This is a genomic window from Microbulbifer bruguierae (assembly GCF_029869925.1).
GTDB lineage: Bacteria > Pseudomonadota > Gammaproteobacteria > Pseudomonadales > Cellvibrionaceae > Microbulbifer > Microbulbifer bruguierae.
In genome coordinates, this window is record NZ_CP118605.1 from 691,364 (window position 1) to 715,135 (window position 23,772).

A 23,772-nucleotide genomic window follows, 5' to 3' on the forward strand; every position below is an offset into this window, starting at 1 on the left:
TATTTTTGGGTGAAAACGGATATTTTACGCTTTATTCTGCGCCCATCGAATAAGCGATTTCTCAATCGGGTTTTTAGTATGTCGATTGGCAGCACGGGACTCGCCATTCTCATCTCCACAGTCATCACCACCGGTCTAGGGATGCCGGCCGCGGCCCTCGCCCAACGCGCAGCGAACAATAGCGAAGTCACGCGTGTACAGGGTACTGCAAACGCCACGGTCGCCCCCACCCAGCAGAAGATGAAACAGCGAGACACAAGGGACGCCGAAACGGCGGTGGCACAAAGGGAAAAACTGCAGGAAGCCCGCGGTGCAATCGCGAACAACGACCAACGGCGTTTGAAACAACTCAAGAAAGAACTGGCGGACTATCCCCTGCTGCCCTACATCGACTATTGGGCTATCAGCAGGGACCTTTCCCGCCTCCCCTATGACGATATCGACAGGTTTCTGGAAACCTACGATGGCACAGCCATCGGTGACTGGCTTCGCATTCGTGTGCTGCGAGAACTCGGCAGCCGCGAGCGCTTCCAAGCCTATCTGAAATACTATCGCCCCGAGCAGATCAAGCGCACCCAATTACGCTGCTATTACGTTGACGCCCTGTCTCGCCATGGGGACAAACAGCACGCTTACGAATTGATCGAAGAACTGTGGACCGTGGGGGCATCCCAGCCGAAGGAATGCGACCCGGCTTTTGCGCGCTGGATACGAGATGGCGGCCTTACCCCGGAGCTGGCATGGAAGCGCCACGCCCTGTCGGTACAGAGCGGCAATCTGGATCTTGCGGGATATATTGCAACCAAGTTGGACAAAACAGCCGCAACCAGAGCCTCGCTGATGCGCGAGGTATATCGCAAACCGGAACAGATACTGAACTACGACCGGTTTATCAAAAACACCCCCGAATACCGGGACATCGTCAGCATTGGCGTGCGTCGCCTTGCCATTCGTGATGCGGGAAAAGCCAACTCGGCCTGGCAGCGCTACAGTGCGAGCTACCTTTTCAGCGACGAGGAGCGGGACGACTTCCTCGGCTTCCTGGCATTACAGTACGCGCGCCAGGATAACCAGACAGGCCTTGAAGCACTGATCAAGGCGAACCCCGGGTTTTTTGATTTGCGTACTGCCGAATGGCTGATTCGCCAGTCGCTGCGCGAAATGGATTGGGCACAGGTCGAATTCTGGATCAATCAGTTACCGGAAACCGATCAGGATCTGGATCGCTGGCTGTACTGGAAAGCCCGGGCCATCAACGAAATACTCGAAGCCGACAGCAAAAGTGGCAAAGCTCCGGACCCCCAACGCCAGGCTCTGGCGAAAACGCTCTACCAAAAGGCCGCTGCCGAGCGCAGCTATTACGGTTTCCTGGCCTCCGACACGATCGGTAAAGAATACAGCTTTGTCGATCGCCCAGCGCCTATTACACCGGAGCTGGTCAGTAACGTGGCCGCGCGTCCGGAAATGCGCAGAGCGCAGGAACTCCAGGCTATCGGCGAGTTCTATCACGCCCGCCGAGAGTGGGATTACGCTACCGAGAAGATGTCTACGGAAGAGCTGATGACGGCCGGCAAGGTGGCGAGTTCCTGGGGCTGGTACCACAAATCCATCCAGTCCATTCTCGCCGCCGATTATCTGGACGATCTCGAGTTGCGCTTCCCGCTCGCGTTTACCGATATCGTCAAAGACGTTGCTTCCCGTATGGGTAAGAAAACCGCGCTGGATTCGTACCTGGTACTGGCGGTGGCTCGCCAAGAGAGCCATTTCAGTCACGACGCGAAATCTCACGCTGGTGCCATGGGGCTTATGCAACTACTGCCCTCTACCGCCCAGGCCACGGCACAGAAAGCCGGTGTTCCATATCGGCGGAGCTGGGACCTGCTCAATCCGAATACCAATATCAACCTGGGCGCCTATTACCTGAATTCGCTTCTCAGCCGCTTCGATAATAATCGCTTCCTTGCCGCCGCTGCCTATAACGCGGGCCCGACCCGGGTTGCTGGCTGGCTCAAAGACACCAACAGGAAGCTGCCCTTCGATGTCTGGATTGAAACCATCCCCTACAACGAAACCCGCAAGTACGTGCAGAACGTGCTGTCATATTCGGTAATCTACGCCTATCGCAGTGGCGACAAGGCGTCACTATTGCGCGACAACGAAGCGGAAGCGCGGCTCTGACACGTCAGAGCCGCCGGAACATGGCAGGTCGAGAGAAACGTATAGCGTGAAATTCGAGTAGAGATAAACCTGGAGATAAACCCTGAGAGAGACGTAGAGAGACGTTTTGGAAAAATCAGCGCGCCAATCAGTATCAGAGGCGTTCGCTCAGCCAGTGATCCAACTCCTCACGGGCAAAAGGCCAGCAGAGCACATCTTCTATTACCCCAAGGCCCACCACAGGAATACTCCAGCCAAACAGTCGACTAAGTTGTTCGTCGTCAGCGATATCTACCGGCTGTAACGTCAGCTGGTACTTTTCCAGCAGCGGCCAGATTTCCACCTTGGCTTTTTCACAGAGGCTACAGCCCAGGGTCGTATAAAAGATCAGTTTTCGCTCTACCAATGGACCGACCCCTAGATCAACCCTTGGGACTGCGCCCACAGATAAGCGAGCACCAAGGCCCCACCGAGCAGAACACAACCCCACAGCCAGCCATTGCCGCCAGCAGTCGCCGATCCCCCGGGATAGCCCCGGGATGCAGGCTCATTGCCGGAAGGCTTTGCGTGAGGATTACCTTTACGCGCCAATCCCCGCTGCATGGCCTGCCCCAACTCCGCGCTCTGGCGCGCCGCTTCGGGCGCAGACACCGCCTGGCGGAGCGTCGTTTTATCCAGGTCGTCGGCGGGCCCGACCACGCTGAAGCTGAGACTGTCGAAACGCAGCTCATCACCCCGCCGCACACGGGACTCTGTCACCCGCTGATTGTTCAGAAAGGTGCCGTTTGCAGAACCCAGATCCACGACAAACAGCAGCCCCTCCCTGACCTCAAGTCGCGCATGGCGCCGGGACAGGTGCGACATGGCGAACGTCAGATCACATTCTTCCGAACGCCCGACCACACTGGTTTCGCGCACGGGAAAAACCCGCCCAACAATGGCGGGATGGTTGGCCCGCAGAGCCCAGGACACATTGGCGCTGGCACCCGCCGCTTTCATACGGGTTATTTTCGGATCAACCACTGCGAGGTTGCGCTCGCCCAGCTGAACCCGGTCATTGCGCTGAAGCCGACAACTGCCCTCTACCTGCCTGCCATTAACGGTGACCTGGCCGCGCCCGGCAAGGTTTCGAAGTTCGAGTTCCTCACCGTCCACCAGAATTTCTGCGTGTAACTTGGCCACCGAAGAATCCGCGAGAGTGAGGTCACACTGGCTGGCACGACCGATGGTGACCTTTGGCGCTACCAGCCAGACACTTTGACTGGCATCTTTGACGTCACAGAGTTTCAACATTGCCGGAGCTTCCCTGAATAAGCACGAAGCGTACATTTTTTGTACCAAAGCATTATTTCGTAGTCGATCACTGCACAGCGGTATCCAGTGAGGGATCCGAAAGGCAAAATGCTCTGGAGATCACATCAAGAGTTTATCACGGGCTTTTTCATTGGCCTGTGATTCGGTTTGCAGCTTACAATGTGCCCAGGCTCTAGTATGGAAGTGTCGAAGCCTCAAGGATCAGCGCGGTTTTACACTTTCGACAATAACGACAGGTAACAGGTAGTTGAACAGGTAGTTACATACCAGTGAGTGAAGCCAACGTACGGGAACGCCCCAGCGGAGTGAGCCAGCCCGCGGTAAGCGCAATGAAGCGCAGCGCGGGAGCGACGCATACCGGATATCGCCGAGAACAGAACGAAGATGCGTTTTGGGGCGATGAGACCCGTGGAGTCTGGGTTGTGGCTGATGGGCTCGGCGGCCATCAGGCTGGAGAAATTGCCAGCCAGACCGTTGTTGAAGAAATTCAACGCTCATCCGCCACCGACCGCCATTATGAACAGGCACTGCGACGCGCTCATGCCCTACTGGTCGGCGAGGAAAGCAGCACGACTGCCATGGGTACTACCGCGGTAGTGGTAGCAGAAGACGGCAATTACTTTCATATCTACTGGGTTGGCGACAGCCGCGCCTATCTCTGGACCCCTCCCGCAGTAGCAACGGCAGAAAGCGCGGACCTTCCCTCCTCACAGCAAGAACCCCGCCACGGCCATCTCAAACAACTCACCGTCGACCACTCCTATGTGCAGATGCTGGTGGACTCAGGAGCCATCAATCAGGAGGAAGCTGCCAGCCACCCCAACCGGCATGTGATTACCCGCTGTATTGGGGGCACGGCCAATCCCAGCCTTGAAATCGACCGCGCGTCATTTTCCTGGCAGCCGGGACAGAAACTTTTACTGTGCAGTGATGGCCTCAGCAACGATGTGCTCGAGTCAGAGATCTGTGCCGTACTCGCCAACAACCCAGACAATCAGCGCGCCAGTGAACTTTTGATTGCCGCAGCACTGGACGCCGGTGGCCGCGACAATATCACCGTGCAGGTGATCAGTTCTCCCCATACCGCCGCCGACAGCAAAAATCTTACGGCCCAAAACCTGAACTCCCGCACAGCCCACCAGCCACCTGCGTCCCAGCAATTTTTCTCCTCGCGGGGCACACTTGCCGTCACAATCGCTACACTTGCGATTATTTTTTCACTCGGTGTTTACGCGGCCTGGCTGCTGCTGAACGGATAATTTAGGGACAGACTTCGATGGAAGTTGTCAGCAGTGGCGCAGCGTCGCTGGAAATTCCTGGTTACCAGATCCTGAAGAAAATCAACCAGGGCGGCATGTCGACCGTGTACCTGGCAACCCAGCGTAGTATGGGCCGCCAGGTAGCGCTCAAGGTCATGTCGCCGGTGTTGAACGCGGATCCTATCTTCAGTGAACGCTTCCAGCGCGAGGCCAATATTGTCGGGCAGCTTTCCCACCCCAATATTGTTGCGATTCACGATATCGGCCGCTATCGCAGCCTCAATTACATCGCCATGGATTACCTCCCCGGCGGCTCTGTAGCCGATGCCCTCACCAAAGGGGCAATTGAGCCGCTGGAAGCCCTGCACATCACCCGCCAGATTGCGATGGCTCTGGATCACGCCAGCAACAAAGGCTATGTACACCGCGACCTGAAACCTGAAAATATCCTGTTCCGGGAAGACGGCTCCGCAGTACTGACAGATTTTGGTGTCGCCCGAGCGGTAGCACGCACTACCCGAATGACCAATACCGGAATGGTGGTAGGCACCCCTCACTACATGAGTCCCGAGCAGGCACGCGGTGCCGCGGTGGACGGACGCGCAGACCTCTATAGCCTGGGGGTAGTATTTTATGAAATGCTGACCAGCGCCGTGCCCTTCCAGGCCGAGGAAGCCGTGGCCATTGCCATCAAGCATCTCACCGATCCGATTCCCCGACTACCGGCCCGCCACTCCCTCTACCAGGGATTGATCGATCGCTTTCTGGCCAAGGATCCGGATCACCGCTTTCAACGGGGTCTCGACGTGGTCGATGCCATCGACCAGCTGTTGGCAGCGCTGGATGGCAAAACACCGGCTACCGCCACCAAACTGAACAACACCTCAGTTCGGGTCTCCAGCCTGCTGCGGGCACTGGTGATGACCCTGTACGGCACCCTCAGCGATCGCGTCACCGCTACCTGGGCGCGCTGGCGCCACAAGCCGCTGCATCAGGACAACCCCCGCGCCGAACAACAAACCATCATGCGCCTGCAGCAGGTGATGAAGCAGACGGTCCCTGCTCAACGCCGCCCCAAGCTGCTCGCCGGTATGCTGCTTGTCAGTCTCACCCTGGCCTGGGTCCTGTTCAGCCTGTTCAGTAACAAATTCCAGTGGCAAAGCGAGTCCACCCTGGTGAACGATGCGGTGGGTATCACCTCACAGATTCTGCTGCCAGACCCGACGGACACTGCACATCAAGAGGGTGACAGCCAAGTCACAATTCCCGGCCCGTTGCAGCTCGAGAAACTGCAGGATTTGGCTGCCGATGAACCCCCACGGACCTCACAGGACAACTTCGGGCAACAGAGCCTCGCTAACCAATTGCGCCCCATCCTGCGCACGAACCTCACTGAGCCCACCACCGGTGAGCCATCCGCAGATGTGGCAACCCTGGAATCACCGACAAAAGCCGAAAGCGAAGCAAGGCCTGACCCAACGGGCACTACAGTGTCGATAGTGGACGAAACCCCGCCCACCTATTCACTGATGGTTTCCGCAAAACCTGAAGACGCCCGTATTCGCATCATGAACATCGTGCCTCGCTATTCACCGGGGATCGCTCTCGAACCCGGCCGTTACGATATTGAAGTCAGCAAACCTGGATACAGCACCGTGCGGCGCTGGATTGAGATCGGTAGTGCGGATGTGAATCTGGCGGTGCAACTGGAACGAAAATTTTTCCCGGGTAAAACCTTCCGCTCCCCCCTTGCAGGCGGTGGACGCGGCCCGGAAATGGTCGTAGTGGTAGCCGGCGAATTCACCATGGGGGACAACCGCCACCCGTTCACAAGCCCTGAACACAAGATTTCCATCAACCGCCCCTTCGCGATCGGCGCCAACGAAATCACCTTCGATGACTACGACCGGTTCGCCAAAGCCACAGGGCGCGCGCTGCCCTCAGACGAAAAGTGGGGGCGCGGCAAAAGGCCCGCAGTGAATGTGAGCTGGCAGGATGTAAACCTATATGCCAGGTGGCTGAGTGAGCAAACAGGACAGGAATATCGCCTCGCCAGCGAGGCGGAGTGGGAATATGCGGCGCGCGCGGGTACCGAGACCCCCTTCTGGTGGGGAGAGGGCAGCGCCCGCGGCAAGGCGAATTGCCGGCGCGGTTGCGCCAGCGAATTCAACACGCTGTTTACAATCTCCAGCGCGCCGGTGGGCAATTACAAAGCCAACGAATTCGGACTCTACGACACGGCAGGTAACGTGGCCGAATGGGTTCAGGATTGCTTCCTTGGCGATTACACCAACCACCGCAACGACGCGCGCCCGGTACAGCTGAAAAACTGTGAGCTGCGCGCCGTGCGTGGCGGCTCAATGCGCGAGCCGCTACGCAATATCAGCTCCGATTACCGCACCGGGCTCAACGAAAAGGCGCGCTCCCGGGAAGTGGGATTTCGCCTGGTTATGGAGCTGTAGTAACCGGCATTTCCCTATCCAGTGGTAATTTCCCACACATTGTGAATCTTCGGGTTGCGCTGGAAATCCTTGTCCAGCAATTTTGAAGACAGATTTTCCACGGAAAATTCCGCTTCTATCTCAGGATCCATTTTGAAACTGCGCAGGTTGTTGGAAAACAGCAGCCTGCCCCCCGGACGCAACAGCGCCATACACTGACGGATCAGGGTAGTGTGATCCCGCTGAATATCGAGCACGCCCTGCATTTTTGCCGAGTTGGAAAATGTCGGTGGGTCGAGAAATATCACATCGTAGTGGCCGCGACGATTTTGCTGAGCCGACGCCAACCACTGCAGGCAATCCGCCTCAATCAACTGGTGCCGATAGGGATCCAGCTTGTTTTCGCGGAAATTACGCTGTGCCCAGGACTGGTAAGTTTTCGACAGATCCACGCTGGCGCTTTCGCTACAGCCTCCGAGCGCTGCCTGTACCGTCGCAGTAGCGGTGTAACAAAACAGGTTCAGCAACCGCTTATCCTTCACCAGGCCACGCAGGTATTTGCGCACCGGCCGATGGTCAAGAAACAGACCGGTATCCAGATAGTCCCACAGGTTGATTTCCAGCCGCGCGCCATACTCTTCCACCCAGAACACCGGTGAAGTCTCACTGCGCTTCTGATACTGACTGCCACTTTCCTTGTGGCTGTGGCGGCGACGCTCCTTGATGGAAATATTCCGTGCCGGAAGATCCAGCACCTGGCGCGTTGCCCGTACCAGATCACTGAGGCGGGCCTTGGCTTTCTGTTCAGGAATACTCGCTGGCGCCCGGTACTCCTGAATATGCGCGTAGGTCTGCCCCTCAAGGGATTGATAGACATCAATGGCCGCGGAGTACTCCGGCAGATCCGCATCGTACAGGCGATAACAGCTGATTCCGTTTTTCGCCGCCCATTTGCCGATAGTGCGCAGATTTTTTTGCAAACGGTTAGCCACCATTTGCGCTTCTTCGGAGAGGCGTGGCGCTACCCGCGCCGCATCATCCTTTGCATCGGTTGAACGGTGAATTTCAAACAGCAGCAACTGGCTGGGAATGCTGCCATTGAAAAGCTTGTACTGTTTATGGGAGCGCAAATTGGTGGAGTGGCACAATTCCGGGTTGCCGGTAAAAATGGCCGCTTTCCAACCACCAAACTCCTGCTTCAGTTGACGACCCAGCTCGGCGTAAGTTTCACGCAGCGCCTCCTGTTCCCCCAGACGCTCACCGTAAGGTGGATTGGTAATCACCAGCCCGGGCTTGATCGGCCGGTGACTTGGAACCTTGAAGGCCGCCACCGGACGACAGCTCACACGAACATGCTTTTCCAGCCCTGCGCGGGCGATGTTAGATTCCGCCGCAAATAACACTTTGGCATCAGCATCATAGCCACGAATTTCCGGCAGTCCGGCCGCGAGCCCGTCGACACGGCGCTGGTGCGCTTCTTCCCTGAGCGGCAACCAGATATCACTCTGGTGATTCAGCCAACGCTCAAAGCCAAAACTTTCACGCAGTAACCCCGGCGCAACATCGCCAGCCATCAGCGCACCTTCCACCAGGAAGGTGCCGGAACCGCACATGGGATCCAGCAGGGATCCCCCGTCCGCAGCAATTTCCGGCCAGCGTGACCTCACCAGCAGCGCCGCGGCAAGGTTTTCCTTCAGTGGCGCAGCGCCAATATGCGTGCGGTATCCACGACGGTGAAGGCTATCGCCGCAGAGATCGATGGCGATCTCAAGGTGGTCACGGTGCAGGCGCAACATCACCGACAGGTCAGGGTCCCGCTTGTCCACGTCCGGGCGTGCTCCGGTGTGCTTGCGCAGGCGATCGACAATCGCATCCTTGGCTTTTTGTGCACCGAACTGACTGTTGCGGATCTCTGCGTTGGTGCCTGAGAACTGTACCCAGAGCACACCATTGGGGCTGATATGCTCCTCCCAGGGGATGTCTTCGACGACGCGATACAGGGTTTCCGCATTGTCGACCCGCGCTCGCCCCAGATTGAGCAACACGCGGTTAGCCAGACGACTCCACAGGCAGGTCCGATAGGCCAGCTCCAGGTTCCCGGCAAACAACACCGCGGCGGGCTGCTCGCGCTCTACCGCGGCGCCCAGCGCACGCAGCTCCTCCGCCAGCAGGTTTTCCAGGCCTTTGGGACAGGTAGCAGTAAATTGATACTTGGCAGTCAAAAAATCAGTCTCGATTAATCAGATTTCAGGCACTTTACCCGGGCACTCTGGCCAACAACTTGCGGGCAAAATGGTCAGGCAGTCTTCAGGTCGCGCAAGGATACATGAAACCCGGAAGACGTACCCAACATCCGGGGATATAAACAACGGTATTCGGCACGCTAGACCGATTTCTCCTAAACACCACGCTTTTCAGAAAAAAGCATTCGTTCCAGCTACAGGGCAAATTTGGTTAACTGGAATTCTTCTCACCGGCCGACCTCCACAATAAGCTGGGAAATGGACGGGGGGAAATTATTGATCACTTTGATCGAAATTCAGTTCGAGGTATCTCAACGATGAAACGCCAAAAACGTAATCCCAACGATAGAGCTTTCCACAAAGGTTACGTTGCAGCCATTGAAGGCAGGAATCACGATAGTTGTCCTCATGAAAATGGCATGCTGCACCAGGAGTGGGTAAACGGCTGGCGACAGGGGCGACAGGATTACTGGAGTGGTTTCGGACCCGCCGCACAGGCGCAAAGGATAGTGAACATGTGATTTTTAACCGAAAATCTCAGTGGGAAACGGCTGATGGCCACAAAAAAAGGGGTTATAAACCGCTTTCCACATTCTGGTTAATCAACAAAAAAATCCCGGGATAGATCCCCGGGATTTTTTAATTTCGACACCGAGCAACGAGTCAGAAACGATCAGTCTGATGCTCTCGAATCGACCACTCGGCCTTTGTGCAACTTTGCGATCGCCGCAGCGGCCTCGCGAATTACTTCGGGCCCCCGGTAGATGAATCCCGAGTAGATCTGAATCGCAGTAGCCCCAGCACGGATTTTTTCCGCCGCAGATTCGCCATCAAAAATACCACCCACGCCAATAATCGGCAGTTCGCCACTGAGTTCTACAGCCAGTTTGCGAATGACTTCCGTCGAGCGCTCACGCAAAGGCCCGCCGCTTAAACCGCCCTCCTCTGAACCGTGCTTGAGGTTTGCCACAGACGACTTGTCGACGGTGGTATTGGTGGCAATAACCCCATCAATTTCATGATCACGCAGCGTTTTCGCAACCTGAGCGATCGCTTCATCGTCCATGTCCGGGGCAATCTTTACGGCCAGAGGTACATATCGGTCGTGAATTTTCGTCAATTCCTGTTGCTTTTCTTTCAGCGCATGCAGCAGTCGACTCAGACTATCCCCAAACTGCAGGTCCCTCAGTCCCTTGGTGTTCGGGGAAGACACGTTGGCCGTAATATAGTCGGCGTAGGTGTATACCTTTTCCATACACAGGCAGTAATCGTCCGCAGCATTCTCGACCGGGGTATCAAAGTTCTTGCCCACATTGATACCCAGCACGCCGGAATAGCGCCGGCGCTTTACCCGCTCCAGCAGATAGTCCACCCCCTCATTGTTGAAACCCATGCGGTTAATGATTGCATTGGCTTCCGGGAGCCGGAATAACCGGGGCAGCGGATTGCCCGGCTGCGGGCGCGGGGTGACAGTACCCACTTCAACAAAGCCAAACCCCAGTGCACCAAGACCGTTGAATGCCTGTGCATTTTTGTCGAGCCCTGCCGCCAGCCCCACCGGGTTAGGCAATGTCAGCCCCATCAATTCAACGGGGTCGTCGGGCACGGGTTTAGTGAGCAGGGAGATCAGCCCCAGGCGCTCGGCAGCACCTATGGCATCGAGGGACAGATGGTGGGATCGCTCCGGATCGAGCGCAAACAGGGCTTTGCGCAAATGCTGGTACATAGAGTTCCTTTTGTTCTGTGCGTGTGCTGTGCGGTTCGGGCATCACTAAAACGATGCCCGGCCCCGGTAGCATTTCGCTGCCGGGCCGGGCCCGCCTATTGTACGGATTTCCGGCAGAAATTTCCGCGCTGGATTATGCCGCCAGGGTTTCCTGATCCGCGGTGGCATTCACCAGGTACATCAACTCACGCAACGCGACGGTGAACATGGCGAAGTCGCCCTGAGTGGATGACTTCAGCTCTTTCACCAGGTTGTGCCAACGCTGGATCGGCTGGCTCATGACTTTCTCCCAGTGATCCACCGCGGTATCCACATCAAGGCCGTCGTCACTGGCCAGCCGCAGAATATGAACCGACAGTTTGAACAACTGGCTGTCGAGGTCGTCCATGCTTGTTTCCCGCGCCTGTGACTGCCAGAAGGTCTCCGATGGCAGATCAATAATCTGATTGCCGAACCAATAGAGCCCCAGCTTATCCGCAAGCGCGAAATAGGTTTTCGCCACTTCCTCTACTGGCCGATCGCTGACCCTCGCGGATTGGGATATCCCCAGCGCAGAGAACAGGTAGGTAGGAGAAGCAGCAAGCATTGCAAGCTTCTCCGGCACGCTGGACTCTACCAGGAAGTCGTGGCGCTTCCGCCACTCCCTCAGCGGCTCCCCGCTCAGAACCTCAGGCAAGGCACGGATCACGCGCTGAACAGAATCCTGGAACAACTCCCGTTCCTGGGCAGGATCCATCTCACTACGGCGATTGCGAACAAACCAGCGGGTGGCGCGACGCACGCGACCGATCATGGAATTCATCAATTGCATCTGCAGCTCCGCAGGCACCTGATAATCCAGTGCCGCCACGCCTTCCTGGAATTCCTGCATCAGGTAAACATCGCGAGCGCTGATATAGGCAGCAGCAATGGTATCGACATCCGCGCCGGTTGCGGAACTGATGCGATGGTAAAACGTGATCCCCATGCTATTGACCATTTCGTTGGCCAGCTGTGTAGAGACGATTTCCCGGCGCAACTGGTGGTCATAGACCAGCGCCTTGTAGCGCGCTACCAGTGCCGGAGGAAACGCGGACTCCACCGCTTCCTGCACCCGATCATTGTCGATAATGTGCGAATGCAGGAGCTCCTCTTTCAGTTTTACCTTGACGTAGGAAATCAGCACGGACAGTTCCGGCCGCGTCAGATATTGAGCCTTGTTCTGGCGCTCGTTGAGAGTCTCATTGTCCGGGATAAATTCCAGTGCCCGACGCAGACGCCCTTCCGCCTCCAGGGCATTGATCACGCGGCGGTATTCGTCAAAGCGATCGCCAACCTGATAGGCAGCCACACTGAGGGCGCGGGTTTGGTGGTAGTTGTTGTCCAGCACCAATTCCGCCACAGACTCAGTCATTTCCTCCAGCAGCTGATTGCGCTGTTTGTCGGTAAGGTCGCCGTTGGCCACCACCTTGTCCAGCAGGATTTTGATGTTGACCTCGTGGTCCGAGCAGTCCACGCCACCGGCATTATCGATAAAGTCCGTGTTACAGCGACCGCCCTTCAGCGAGAACTCGATACGCCCGCGCTGGGTCATCCCCAGATTACCGCCCTCACCAAACACCTTGCAGTGCAGCTCATTGCCGTTTACCCGCAGGTTGTCGTTGGACTTGTCGCCCACCTGGGCGTTGCTTTCTCCGGTCGCTTTGACATAGGTGCCGATGCCACCATTCCAGATCAGATCGACCGGCGCGCGCAGCATCGCACTGATCAGTTCGTTGGGCGTCAACTGATCCACTTCGATGGCAAACGCTGCTTTCATCTCCGGGGTGATAGCGACGGATTTGGCCCGGCGTTCGAAAATACCCCCCCCTTTGGAGATCAGGCTGCGGTTGTAATCCATCCAGCTGGAGCGCGGCAAGTCGAACAGGCGCTGGCGCTCATGGAAGCTGCTGGACGCATCTGGTGTCGGGTCCACAAAGATGTGCATATGGTTGAAGGCGCCCTTCAGGCAGATGTGCTCTGACAGCAGCATTCCATTCCCGAAGACGTCGCCGGCCATATCGCCAATACCGATGACGGAAAAGTCTTCCGCCTGCACATTCACGCCCATCTCGCGGAAGTGACGCTGCACGGATACCCAGGCACCGCGGGCAGTGATGCCCATTTTTTTGTGGTCGTAGCCATTACTACCACCGGAAGCGAAGGCATCGCCCAGCCAGAAATCGTATTCGGCGGCAATGCCATTGGCGATATCAGAAAAGGTCGCGGTGCCCTTGTCTGCAGCCACCACCAGATACGGATCATCCTCGTCGCGACGAATGACCCGTTCCGGGGGAATCACTTCACCGTCTTTCAGGTTATCGGTGATGTCGAGCAGGCCACGGATAAAGGTCTGGTAGCAACTGATCCCCGCCTCCAGCATCGCCTCGCGACTGTTGTCTGCCGGTGGCTTGCGCACCACAAAACCGCCCTTGGCGCCGCTGGGAACGATAACCGCGTTCTTGACGTTCTGGGCTTTCACCAGGCCCAGCACCTCGGTACGGAAATCTTCCAGGCGGTCGGACCAGCGCAAACCGCCGCGGGCGACCTTCCCACCACGGAGGTGCACACCCTCGACCAGGGGCGAATAGACGAAAATCTCGAATTCCGGGCGAGGCTCCGGAATATTCGGAATCTCCCGCGGGCTGAATTTGATGGAGATGTAATCCTTGGGCTGATCGTTGCCATCCAGCTGGAAAAAGTTGGTACGCAAGGTAGCGCGGATCAAATCCAGGTAACGGCGAATCACCTGGTCTTCGTTGAGGTTGTCGACCCCATCCAGCCCCTCATGGATCTTCTTGGCCAGGCGCTCCACCCGGGACTGGTCCTGTCGGTCCGAGGCATTGATACGCGGGTCGAACATCGCCCGGAACAAGGCCACCAGGTTGCGGGTGATCTCCACATGATTGGCCAGGGTAGCGGCAATATAGGACTGACTTGCACTGAACTTTGTCTGCTTCATATAACGAGCAAAGGCACGCAGCATGGAAACCTCGCGCCAGTTCAGACGCGCCGCCAGTACCAGGCGGTTGAATGCGTCGCTCTCGGCGACACCATCCCAGATTGCTGCAAATGCGTCCTGGAACAGCGCGCGGGAAGCCTGCGCATCCACCCGGGTGGGCAGGCCGAATTCCAGGTGGAATTCGTGCATCCACACATCCTGCTGTCCGCGCGGGCGAATCGTATAGGGGAACTCCCCCATCACCCGCAGTCCAAGGTTTTCCAGCACCGGAATCACATCGGACAAGGTCAGCCCGCTTCCCCAGTTGAAGACCTTGAAGCGCAAACTCCCAGGTTCCGCCCCTACCGGCTGATAAAAGCTCATCGCTACACGGTGGTCGGGGCTCAGTTCCTGAACAGAGGACACGTCCTGCACCGCGATACGGGGCTCGAAATCCTCCCGGTAACCGGCCGGGAACGCCTGGCCGAAGGTGCTGACCAGACGGCTGCCCTCTTCCTCGCCGTGGGTTTCAATCAGAGATCTATGGAATACATCTTCCCAGCTGCGGGTAATATCCACGATTTGCGCCTCCAGTCGCGCCACATCAAATTCCACAGGTTCATTCGGGTCGACACGAAATACCAGGTGCACCCGAGCCAGGATGGATTCGGAAAAATAGGTGGTGAAGTCTGAGTCCAGTGCGTGTATCGCACGGGCAAGGTGATTGCTGATCTGTTCGCGCACTTCACTACTGAAGTGGTCTCGCGGCACATACACCATGGCACTGACAAATTTGCCAAAGGGGTCCTTGCGCATAAACAGCCGCAGACGTGCACGCTCGTTCATCGCCAGCACGCCGAGCGTGGTATCAAACAGCTCCTGGGTACTGCTCTGGAACAACTCATCCCGCGGGAAGGTATCCAGTACCCGCTTCAGTGCCTTGCCGTCATGGCTGGTCGGCGCCAGGCCACTCTGGTCGATCACGGAGGCCAGTTTGCGACGAATAATCGGAATCTTTGCCGGGCTCTCGGTATATACCGGTGAGGTATAAAGCCCCATAAACGCGGACTCGCCGATAACCTCGCCGTTGGCGTCATAGCGTTTAATGCTTACGTAGTCTGAGTAGGCTGCGCGGTGGACACGGGATTTCACCGAGCTCTTGGCGAAGGTAAGGAAGTTCGGCCCCTGATAAAAACGCTGCTTGCCCTCACTGAATGCATATTCCGGGGTGGGTTCCGCAGGCTGTTGCAGGTTTTTGAAGATACCCAGTCGGCGCTTTTCCACCTCGCAGAGTACTTTCCGGTCGCCCTGTTGGGCGAACTCATATTCCCGGTAACCGAGGAAGGTGAAATTACCATCGCGCATCCACTGCAGGAAAGCACTCGCCTCTTCCAGATTGGATTCGTTATCAGTGATACCAGCGAGAAGCTGATCTTCCATGGCGGCACAGGTATCCAGCATGGGCACATAGTCGTCCACCACCAGTTCCACATCCCCAAGAATGTCCTGCAGGGAACGACGGAGTCCGGTGGCGTGGGCGGCGGATGTATCGAGATTGATCTCCACGTAGATCAGCGCCTCAGCGGACGCCTTGGGGTCGTCCTGGCGCTGGTTTTCGTCTTTTCGGCGCGAAGGCAAGAGTTTGTGCAAGCGACCGTCATCCAACCGCTGCAGCTGCATCACCGTGCTCTTGATCGAGTGGATGACCGTGTTGCGTCGGTTGATTTCCATCCGCACCGAGTCCACCAGAAATGGCATATCCCGCTGCAACACGAGCACCACTGTATGGGAACACTCCCAGCCATGGTCCTCCAGGCGCGGATTGAAAACCCGGATTTTGGGCGCCCCGGCACTGCGTTGCTGGATAAAATCCCAACAGGTATAGATGCACCCATAGACATCGACCAGTCGTCGGCCGAGCATGTCTTCCAGCGGGTACTGGTTCAGAAACTGCTCTGCAAAAGCCACTACCGGCGCGGCCTTCTCCCCCAGTTTTTCACGAATGATCCCGCTGACCTGCTCGAGCAGCTCTTCCCGGCTATCGGTTATTACCGTCGCCATATTCACCTACTTCCTCCCATCGCGGCGCGATCGCCATCGTGCCGATGACATATATCCGGGGTGGTGCATCTGCGGCACCTGCTTTCCCCGTTGACCAATTTGTTTTTTTGCCTTGGGTTACACCAGTTTCCGTAGGCCGGGCTCCAGATCCCTGCATAATCCAAGGGAACCAAATGCCAGGACACCTGTCTACCCAGCCGCCCCGAATGGGTCCAAACGTTGGAGCCGGACGACGAGGGAGGTTGCCTCGCGGCTCACCGCCGCTAAAATCAACCTGTCCGCGAAAACCGGACGAGTGGCTATATATAGAGATGCTCTAATGATAGTTAGCCGCTCGTCCCGGGCAGCGTATTGAAACAGGAAATTGACAAAAGAAGTGACGATATGGATATACGCCAGCAGATAAAAATTCTGGGTGAATGGCTGGAACAGCAGATTATTGGCCAGGAGACGCTGGTCAATCGGATTCTCATAGGATTACTCGCCGATGGCCACCTGCTGGTGGAAGGTGCGCCGGGCCTCGCCAAGACCAAAGCCATCAAAACCCTGGCTGACGCGATCGAGGGCGACTTCCACCGGGTGCAGTTCACACCCGACCTGTTGCCGTCGGATATTACCGGCACCGATATTTACCGCCCAGAGACCGGCGAATTCCACTTTCAACCCGGGCCGGTGTTCCACAACCTGATTCTTGCGGACGAGATCAACCGTGCACCAGCCAAGGTGCAATCGGCTCTGCTGGAAGCCATGGCCGAACGGCAGATCAGTGTGGGGCGAAAAACCTATGCGCTGCCAGAGCTGTTTCTGGTAATGGCGACGCAAAACCCCATCGAACAGGAAGGTACCTACCCCCTGCCGGAGGCGCAGCTGGACCGCTTTCTGATGCAGGTCAACCTCGATTACCCGAACGCCGAGGCGGAGCGAAAAATTCTGCAGCTGGCGAGATCCGAAGCCAGCCATGGCGAGGGCAAACCCACCTCCATCATCAGCCAGAAATCCGTTTTTGCCGCCCGCCAGGAAGTGCTCGACATGACCATGGTGGAAGCGGTCGAAACCTATATCGTGCAGCTGATCATCGCTACCCGCGAACCGCAACGCTACGACGCGGAACTGGCAAGCTGGCTGGACTTTGGCGCCAGCCCCCGCGCCACCATCGCCCTGGATCGCTGCGCCCGCGCTTACGCCTGGCTCGCCGGGCGCGACTATGTGACTCCGGACGATGTCATGGCTATTGCCCCAGACGTCTTGCGCCACCGCCTATTACTCAGCTTCGAAGCCGAGGCCGCAGGCGCCAGCCCCGACCTGGTTATCCGCAAACTGCTGCAACAAGTTCCAGCGATCTAACCCCGCGCGAATAAGGATTGGCAGAAAAGCTGTGTATAAAGCCATCAACCACGACGAATTGAACCTCCGTGGAGCTTACCCGGAAGTAGCACCACTGGTTCGCCTGCGCCATATCGCGCAACAGCTGCGCCTGTTCCGGCCGCGGCTGAATCGCAGTGATCAGGCCGGCAACCTGCTGACCCGTTACCGCGGGCGCGGGATGAATTTCGAGGAAGTGCGCTACTACCAACCCGGTGACGATGTGCGCTCTATCGATTGGCGGGTTACTGCGCGCACCGGCAAAACACACACCAAGCTGTTTCAGGAAGAACGCGAGCGGCCGGTAGTAATCCTGCTGGACCTGCGTGCACCCATGTTCTTTGGCAGCCACAACGCGTTCAAATCTGTCGCCGCCTGTAGCATTGCCTCAGCCCTGAGCTGGGCCGGTTTGCAGCACGGCGATCGCATTGGTGCCCTGCTGTTTTCCGACGCCGGCGTGGAAACCGTCCGCCCGAGGCGTAGTCACCACGCGGTACTCGCCACGATTCACGGCATGGTCGAAACGGCCACCGCCCTCAATACACCTATCGCCGCAGACGACTCGCAGCCACTGAGCGCTCTGCTGGAGGAAGCGCGCCGTATCGCGCGCCCCGGTAGCGCGTTATTTCTGATCAGTGACTGTCACGATCTCGATGAAAGCTGTGAGCAAGCACTGTACCTGCTCACCCGCCACGCAGACCTGCAGGTGCTACGTATAACTGACCCGCTGGAACAACAGTTGCCTGAAGCCGCGCTCACCATCAGCGATGGTAAGCAGCGAACGTTCCTGGGAAAAAACAGCGCCCTACGCCGTGTATTCGCTCGCCATCAAAAGAAAGTGCGCGAACAAACCACGCAGCTCTGCCGCCGCTTGCGACTGCCCCTGGTGGATTTTGATAATACCCAGCCGGTTGTACCCAAGCTGCTTTCCGTTTACGGAGACCGCCAGCTGGCATCGGCGGGAGGGGCAAAGTGAGATTTCTACCCAGCCAGCAAGCGGTGCCGCCCGCAAATCCACGACCCGGGCCGCAACTGACCCCGGAAATGCAGGAGCTGCTTAACCAGTTGAAAGACATTCAGGAGCCAGCGCCAATTGGCTGGTGGCCCCCGGCTCCTGGATGGTGGATCACCGCCGGGATCGTCATCAGCCTGGTTGTGGCCGCTGCCCTCGTCATTATGCGCCTGCGCCAGATCCAACACAGAAAACTGTATCGCACCGAAGGCGCGCGCTTGGTTAACGCAGTGGATACCGCCGCGCCACGCGCCGTGGAAGAAATCAACACCCTGCTGAAACGAGTCGCGGTAGTGACGTTTGGCCGCCGCCGCTGCGCCGCACTCACTGGCCGGGGCTGGGTGGATTTCCTACAGGAAACGGGACAGCAGCCGATGCCCGATACGGCTGCCCGCGCGCTGACGGAAAGTCTTTACACTTCGCTGTCGCCCGCTGAATCCGATGTGACAGCTCTGCAGCAATACGCCGTTGAATGGGTTCGCTCCCACCGAGCGGACACGGAAGCGCAACCATTGCGCACAGCGTCCGCGGTAAATCCCGGCGGAGACCGCGAGGAAGCATCCAGTGTTTGAATTTGCACTGCCGTGGCTATTTATCCTGCTGCCGCTACCGCTGGTTGCGCGCAAGCTCTTACCCAAAAGTGAGCCCCTCAGCAGCGCATTGAAGGTTCCTTACTACCGCCAGCTTCCGCGCTATCGCGGCAGCTCCCCGGCTAACCGCCTGAACCTGGTGATGTTGTGGTTACTTTGGGGGCTTCTGATCGCCGCCGCCGCCCGCCCACAGTGGTACGGCGAACCGATGACCCAGACCAGCAGCGCGCGAGACCTGCTTATTGCCGTGGACATATCTGGCAGTATGGAAACGCCGGACATGGTACTAAACGGAAATCCCGCCATGCGTATCACCGCAGTGAAGCAGGTGGTTGGAGAATTCGTACTGCGCCGTCAGGGGGACCGTCTCGGGCTGGTGCTGTTCGGTACCCGTGCCTATCTTCAGGCACCGCTGACATTCGACCGCAAAACTGTCGATACCCTGCTGACGGAAGCTCAGATCGGTTTTGCTGGCCAGGGTACCGCCATTGGCGACGCCATCGGGCTATCGGTAAAACGGCTCACTCAACGCCCCGCGGAACAGCGGGTACTGATTCTACTTACTGACGGTGCCAATACCGCCGGCGAAGTCAGTCCTCTCAAGGCCGCCGAGCTGGCCAAACAGGCCGGCGTTACCGTATACACCATCGGCGTCGGCGCCGATGAGATGGTCCAGCCCGGACTGCTCGGCTCACGCTTCGGTGCCCGCCGTGTCAATCCATCCAGGGATCTCGACAGCGAAACCCTACAGGCGATTGCCGATGAAACTGGCGGCCGCTATTTCCGCGCTCACAATCCACAGGAACTTGCAAACATTTATACGGAGCTGGATCGCCTGGAACCGGTAGAGCAGGAAGCGGAAACTTACCGGCCGCTAAAGTCTCTCTATATCTGGCCACTTGGAGTAGCACTATTGCTCGCCGCGCTTTGGGGAGCAGTGCCACTGCTTGCCAGTTGGGTATCTGCCAACGGCACCAATGGCAAGTCAACCGCCGCCGCGGGAGGGCCACACTCGTGATCGACCTGTCCCAATTTCATTTTCTGCGCCCGCACGTGTTATGGCTGATCATACCTACAGCGGTCACCTGCTGGGCACTGGCGCGCACCATACTCGCAAGTGGTCGCCTGCAAAAAATCATCGATCCGGAATTGCTGCCATATCTGCTGATGCGTGGAGGCGAAAAACGCCCCTGGCTGTTCGGGCTCATATTTATTGTATTGGCTCTGGTCATCATCGCCCTCGCTGGCCCTACCTGGCGCAAACTGCCGACACCTGTTTACACCAATCAGGATGCACTGGTTGTGCTGCTGGACCTGTCGCCGTCGATGATGGCAACGGACCTGGCACCCAATCGCCTGACCCGCGCACGGCTAAAAATCCTCGACATTCTCAAGCAGCGCAAGGACGGCCTGACTGCCCTCGTAGCTTACGCCGGCGAAGCCCACGTCGTCACACCTCTGACAGACGATACCGGGACCATCGCCAACCTGGTTCCCTCGCTGTCACCGCAGGTCATGCCGGTACCCGGCAGCAATATTGAGGCGGCGGTCCAGAGTGGCTTACGCCTTATTCGCGATGGCGCCAGTGGCCACGGTGAAGTGTTGGCGGTGACCGATGGCATTGCCAGAGACGCCATCAGCACCATAAAAGGCGAACTGGGAGGCACCAGTGTCAGCCTGTCGGTACTCGCGGTGGGCAGCGGCGAAGGCAGTCCCATCCCCAAAACCAATGGCAGCGGTTTTATAACTGATGATAGCGGCGCTATCGTTATTGCAAATTTCAGCCCTCAAGAACTAAGCAGCCTCGCGGAAAGTACCGGAGGCCGTTATGCCCGAATCGCTGTTGACGACAGTGATATCGCCTACCTGTTGCCAGATAAACCACCACAGGCACAGGCGGAACTGGCAGAACGGGATTTTGACCAGTGGCGTGAAGAAGGCCCGTGGCTGGTACTCCTGCTTCTGCCATTGACCTTGTTCCTGTTCCGCCGCGGCACACTGGCCTGTGCCCTGCCCCTGGCATTACTGGTATCCACACCCAAAACCGAAGCCGCCAACTGGCAGGACTTGTGGAAAACGCCGGACCAGCAGGCGCAAGAGCTGCTGCGGGAAGGCAAACCCGGAGAAGCCGCCGAGCTATTTGAAAGCCCCCAGTGGCGCGGCACCGCCGAGTATCGCGCGGGAGAGTATGATGCTGCGGCAAAAAACTTTGCCCAGAGCCAGGATCCTCGCGGGCTTTACAATCTCGGCAACAGCCTGACCCAACAGGGGCGCTTCGACGAGGCAATTACAGCCTATGACGAAGCACTGAAACATGCCCCAGAGTTTGCCAGTGCTGAACACAACCGCAAGATCGCCGAGCAGCTGAAAAAGCTGCAGGAAAGTCAGCAGCAACAAGACCAACAGCAAGATCAGAACAACCAGGATCAGCAACAGCAATCCGACCAGAAAAAGGACCAGAACGGCAATTCCCAGGACCAGCAACAGTCCCAGGAAAACCGTCAGTCCGATCAAAACAGTGATCAAGCTGGCCAGCAGCAACAACAGAGTGAAGACGGACAGCAACCCGGCCAGCAACCGGAAGACGAACCGGCGGCCCCTCCTCAGTCTGAGCAACCACAGGCTGGAAACCCACAGGATCAGCAGTCTGACGAGCAAAAGGCAGCCAACGCCAATGAAAGTCCTCTGGACCCGGAAACCCAGCAGGCTCTCGATCAATGGCTACGCCAGATCCCTGACGACCCCGCTGGCCTGATGCGTGAAAAATTCAAATATGAAAGCCTGCAGCGCCGCCGCGCCTACCGCACCGGCGAATGGCAGCCCCCGGAAAACGGAGCGACTCAACGATGGTAACCAAAGCTGTTCCGCAAACTTCACGACACACAAATCCTAGGCACCTCGCTGCAGCGGAGATCCTGGGTCACACCTTCAAGTTACTACTAGGTCTTCTGCTCCTCACCATCGCCAGTCTGGCCAGTGCCCAGAACCTGACCGCCTCCGTGGACCGCAACGAGCTAGCCATCAACGAGACCTTTACTCTGACGCTGCGCTACAGCGGCTCACAGAGCGGCGGGCAGCCGGACTTCAATCTGCTGGAACAGGATTTTGAAGTACTCTCACGACAACAGTCCAACCAATACCGCGTCATCAACGGGCGCGCTGAAAGCTTTGTCGAGTGGAGTGTCATTCTCGCCCCCTTGAAAGAAGGCAAGTTATTTGTCCCCTCACTACACCTGCACGGAGAGATTTCAGACGCCATTCCAATCACCGTCAACAAAGCCGGTGAATCCCCAGCCGGCACACAGCGTCAGGCGTTCCTTGAAGTAGAATTGGACAAAGACAAACTCTACGTTCAGGAACAGCTGCTGGTAAAAGTCCGCCTTTACACCACTGTGGGTCTCCACGATATCGCAACCGATCCACTGCAGGTCCCGGGCGCACATGTAGAAAAGGTCGATGAGCAGCGATATGAGCGCAGAATCGATGGCGTAGGTCATGCGGTTTACGAACTCACCTATGCCGTGTTCCCGGAAAGCTCCGGCGAACTCAATATTCCCGCGCTCAATTATGTGGCAGTCACAGGGCGTAGAGACCCCTTCTCCCTGTTCAATCGCAATGCCCAGCGTGTGCGCCTGCGTACCGAAGCAAAAACCGTACAGGTTGAACCAAAACCGGACAGTTACAGTGGCACCCACTGGCTCCCCGCAGCTAGCCTCGGCATAGTCCAGAGCTGGAGCAAAGACCCGGAGGAATTCAAAGTCGGTGAACCCATCACCCGGATTATCACCTTGCGCGGCGAGGGACTGCGTGCTGCACAGCTACCGCCACTCCCGCCGCTGGATATTGAAGGACTTAAAACCTATCCCGATCAACCTCAAAAGGAAGATCAACCCGGTGCCAATGGCATAACCGGAACCCGAATCGAGACCACCGCAATCGTAGCCACCAAACCCGGGGATTATCAGCTGCCCGCCATCACGATAACATGGTGGGACAACAAAACAGGACGCCAGCGAGCCACCCAGTTACCAGCGTTCCGCTTTACGGTTTCCGGTGCTGCGGCAACCGCTAGCAGCCAAACGGGAGGCAGTGGCTTGCCAGATAAGTCCGCACTCCCAACCACCGAAGAAGTGAAGCCAGGTTTTTGGCAAAAAGTGGCCATCGGCGCGATTGCTTCCCATCTGATCTGGATTTTCTACTTTTTAAAAATGCGCAGCCAAAGGTCCTCGCAAAGTGCACCGGTAAACTCCGGGACTCGGAACCAACGGGCCAGCACCCAAACCCTCGAGCAGGCAGCGCTCTCTGCTGACCCGAAAGGATTACAGGATGCTTTGCACCACTGGGTTCAAACCAGGTGGCCGGATGCACGCGGGAAAAGTATTGAAGAAATCCAAAAAATATTGAAACTCCCTGAGCTGGACAAGCTCCAGGAGTTAATCAATGGTGCGCTTTATGCAAAACCTGTCGTGCCACTAAATCGCGGACAGCTGACAGTGCTGATACAGAGCTTGACCAGTTTTGAACCCGGCCCGGAGGCAGACCTACAGGCTTCAGCACTACCTCCACTATTCAGCTCAAAAAAATAGGCGTCTCGTTCGTTACCCCGTAGCTTGAGACCAGAGATAACTGACTAAACTTGGGCTGCAAG

General features: G+C 57.4%; 15 protein-coding genes. 10 read left to right on the forward strand and 5 right to left on the reverse strand.

Translation table 11 applies throughout. The features are described 5' to 3' along the window. Positions 1 to 78 precede the first annotated feature (78 nt). Positions 79 to 2,178: a transglycosylase SLT domain-containing protein gene (locus PVT68_RS02970; protein WP_280321114.1), complete on the forward strand. Its 2,100-nt coding sequence runs from the start codon at positions 79 to 81 to the stop codon at positions 2,176 to 2,178. Positions 2,179 to 2,311: 133 nt separating this feature from the next. Here the strand turns inward: PVT68_RS02970 and PVT68_RS02975 are convergent, their stop codons facing one another. Both PVT68_RS02975 and PVT68_RS02980 read right to left on the reverse strand, forming a co-directional pair. Beyond that, positions 2,312 to 2,563, reverse strand: a complete 252-nt coding sequence (locus PVT68_RS02975) for a glutaredoxin family protein (RefSeq protein ID WP_280321115.1) — start codon at positions 2,561 to 2,563, stop codon at positions 2,312 to 2,314. Between the two features lie 11 nt (positions 2,564 to 2,574). Beyond that, positions 2,575 to 3,450 carry an FHA domain-containing protein gene (locus PVT68_RS02980; RefSeq protein ID WP_280321116.1) on the reverse strand — a complete coding sequence of 292 codons (876 nt, stop codon included), beginning with the start codon at positions 3,448 to 3,450 and terminating at the stop codon, positions 2,575 to 2,577. 290 nt (positions 3,451 to 3,740) lie between these two features. On the opposite strand from PVT68_RS02980, the gene PVT68_RS02985 reads away from it, so the two are divergent. After that, positions 3,741 to 4,730, forward strand: coding sequence for a PP2C family protein-serine/threonine phosphatase (locus PVT68_RS02985; protein ID WP_280321117.1), 990 nt, complete (start codon positions 3,741 to 3,743; stop codon positions 4,728 to 4,730). Between the two features lie 17 nt (positions 4,731 to 4,747). Then, complete coding sequence (locus tag PVT68_RS02990) at positions 4,748 to 7,192, forward strand: bifunctional serine/threonine-protein kinase/formylglycine-generating enzyme family protein (protein WP_280321118.1); 2,445 nt, start codon at positions 4,748 to 4,750, stop codon at positions 7,190 to 7,192. Positions 7,193 to 7,206: 14 nt separating this feature from the next. Here PVT68_RS02990 and rlmKL read toward each other — a convergent pair whose 3' ends face one another. Next, positions 7,207 to 9,393 (reverse strand): bifunctional 23S rRNA (guanine(2069)-N(7))-methyltransferase RlmK/23S rRNA (guanine(2445)-N(2))-methyltransferase RlmL, encoded by a 2,187-nt coding sequence (gene rlmKL, locus PVT68_RS02995; RefSeq protein WP_280321119.1) that lies wholly within the window; start codon positions 9,391 to 9,393, stop codon positions 7,207 to 7,209. 338 nt (positions 9,394 to 9,731) lie between these two features. Here rlmKL and rmf point away from each other — a divergent pair, with 338 nt between their 5' ends. After that, complete coding sequence (rmf, locus tag PVT68_RS03000; protein ID WP_280321120.1) at positions 9,732 to 9,935, forward strand: ribosome modulation factor; 204 nt, start codon at positions 9,732 to 9,734, stop codon at positions 9,933 to 9,935. A gap of 152 nt (positions 9,936 to 10,087) precedes the next feature. Here the strand turns inward: rmf and PVT68_RS03005 are convergent, their stop codons facing one another. Together PVT68_RS03005 and PVT68_RS03010 are read right to left on the reverse strand one after the other, a co-directional pair. Further along, entirely contained in the window at positions 10,088 to 11,140 is a 1,053-nt protein-coding gene (locus tag PVT68_RS03005) for a quinone-dependent dihydroorotate dehydrogenase (RefSeq protein WP_280321121.1), read from the reverse strand. Between the two features lie 133 nt (positions 11,141 to 11,273). Continuing rightward, entirely contained in the window at positions 11,274 to 16,160 is a 4,887-nt protein-coding gene (locus PVT68_RS03010; protein WP_280321122.1) for an NAD-glutamate dehydrogenase, read from the reverse strand. Between the two features lie 384 nt (positions 16,161 to 16,544). Here PVT68_RS03010 and PVT68_RS03015 point away from each other — a divergent pair, with 384 nt between their 5' ends. From PVT68_RS03015 to PVT68_RS03040, 6 genes are read left to right on the forward strand one after another with little or no spacing between them, the layout of a single operon-like run. Next, on the forward strand, positions 16,545 to 17,504 hold the full coding sequence (locus PVT68_RS03015; protein WP_280321123.1) for an AAA family ATPase: 960 nt from the start codon (positions 16,545 to 16,547) through the stop codon (positions 17,502 to 17,504). Positions 17,505 to 17,535: 31 nt separating this feature from the next. Beyond that, a complete protein-coding gene (locus PVT68_RS03020) occupies positions 17,536 to 18,498 on the forward strand; it encodes a DUF58 domain-containing protein (protein WP_280321124.1) in 963 nt (320 codons plus the stop codon). Beyond that, complete coding sequence (locus PVT68_RS03025) at positions 18,495 to 19,106, forward strand: DUF4381 domain-containing protein (RefSeq protein WP_280321126.1); 612 nt, start codon at positions 18,495 to 18,497, stop codon at positions 19,104 to 19,106. The genes PVT68_RS03020 and PVT68_RS03025 overlap by 4 nt, the downstream gene beginning before the upstream one ends. Then, on the forward strand, positions 19,099 to 20,142 hold the full coding sequence (locus PVT68_RS03030) for a vWA domain-containing protein (protein ID WP_280321127.1): 1,044 nt from the start codon (positions 19,099 to 19,101) through the stop codon (positions 20,140 to 20,142). The genes PVT68_RS03025 and PVT68_RS03030 overlap by 8 nt, the downstream gene beginning before the upstream one ends. Continuing rightward, on the forward strand, positions 20,139 to 21,977 hold the full coding sequence (locus tag PVT68_RS03035; RefSeq protein WP_280321128.1) for a VWA domain-containing protein: 1,839 nt from the start codon (positions 20,139 to 20,141) through the stop codon (positions 21,975 to 21,977). The genes PVT68_RS03030 and PVT68_RS03035 overlap by 4 nt, the downstream gene beginning before the upstream one ends. Further along, complete coding sequence (locus tag PVT68_RS03040) at positions 21,971 to 23,710, forward strand: BatD family protein (RefSeq protein WP_280321129.1); 1,740 nt, start codon at positions 21,971 to 21,973, stop codon at positions 23,708 to 23,710. The genes PVT68_RS03035 and PVT68_RS03040 overlap by 7 nt, the downstream gene beginning before the upstream one ends. The last annotated feature ends 62 nt before the right edge of the window (positions 23,711 to 23,772 follow it).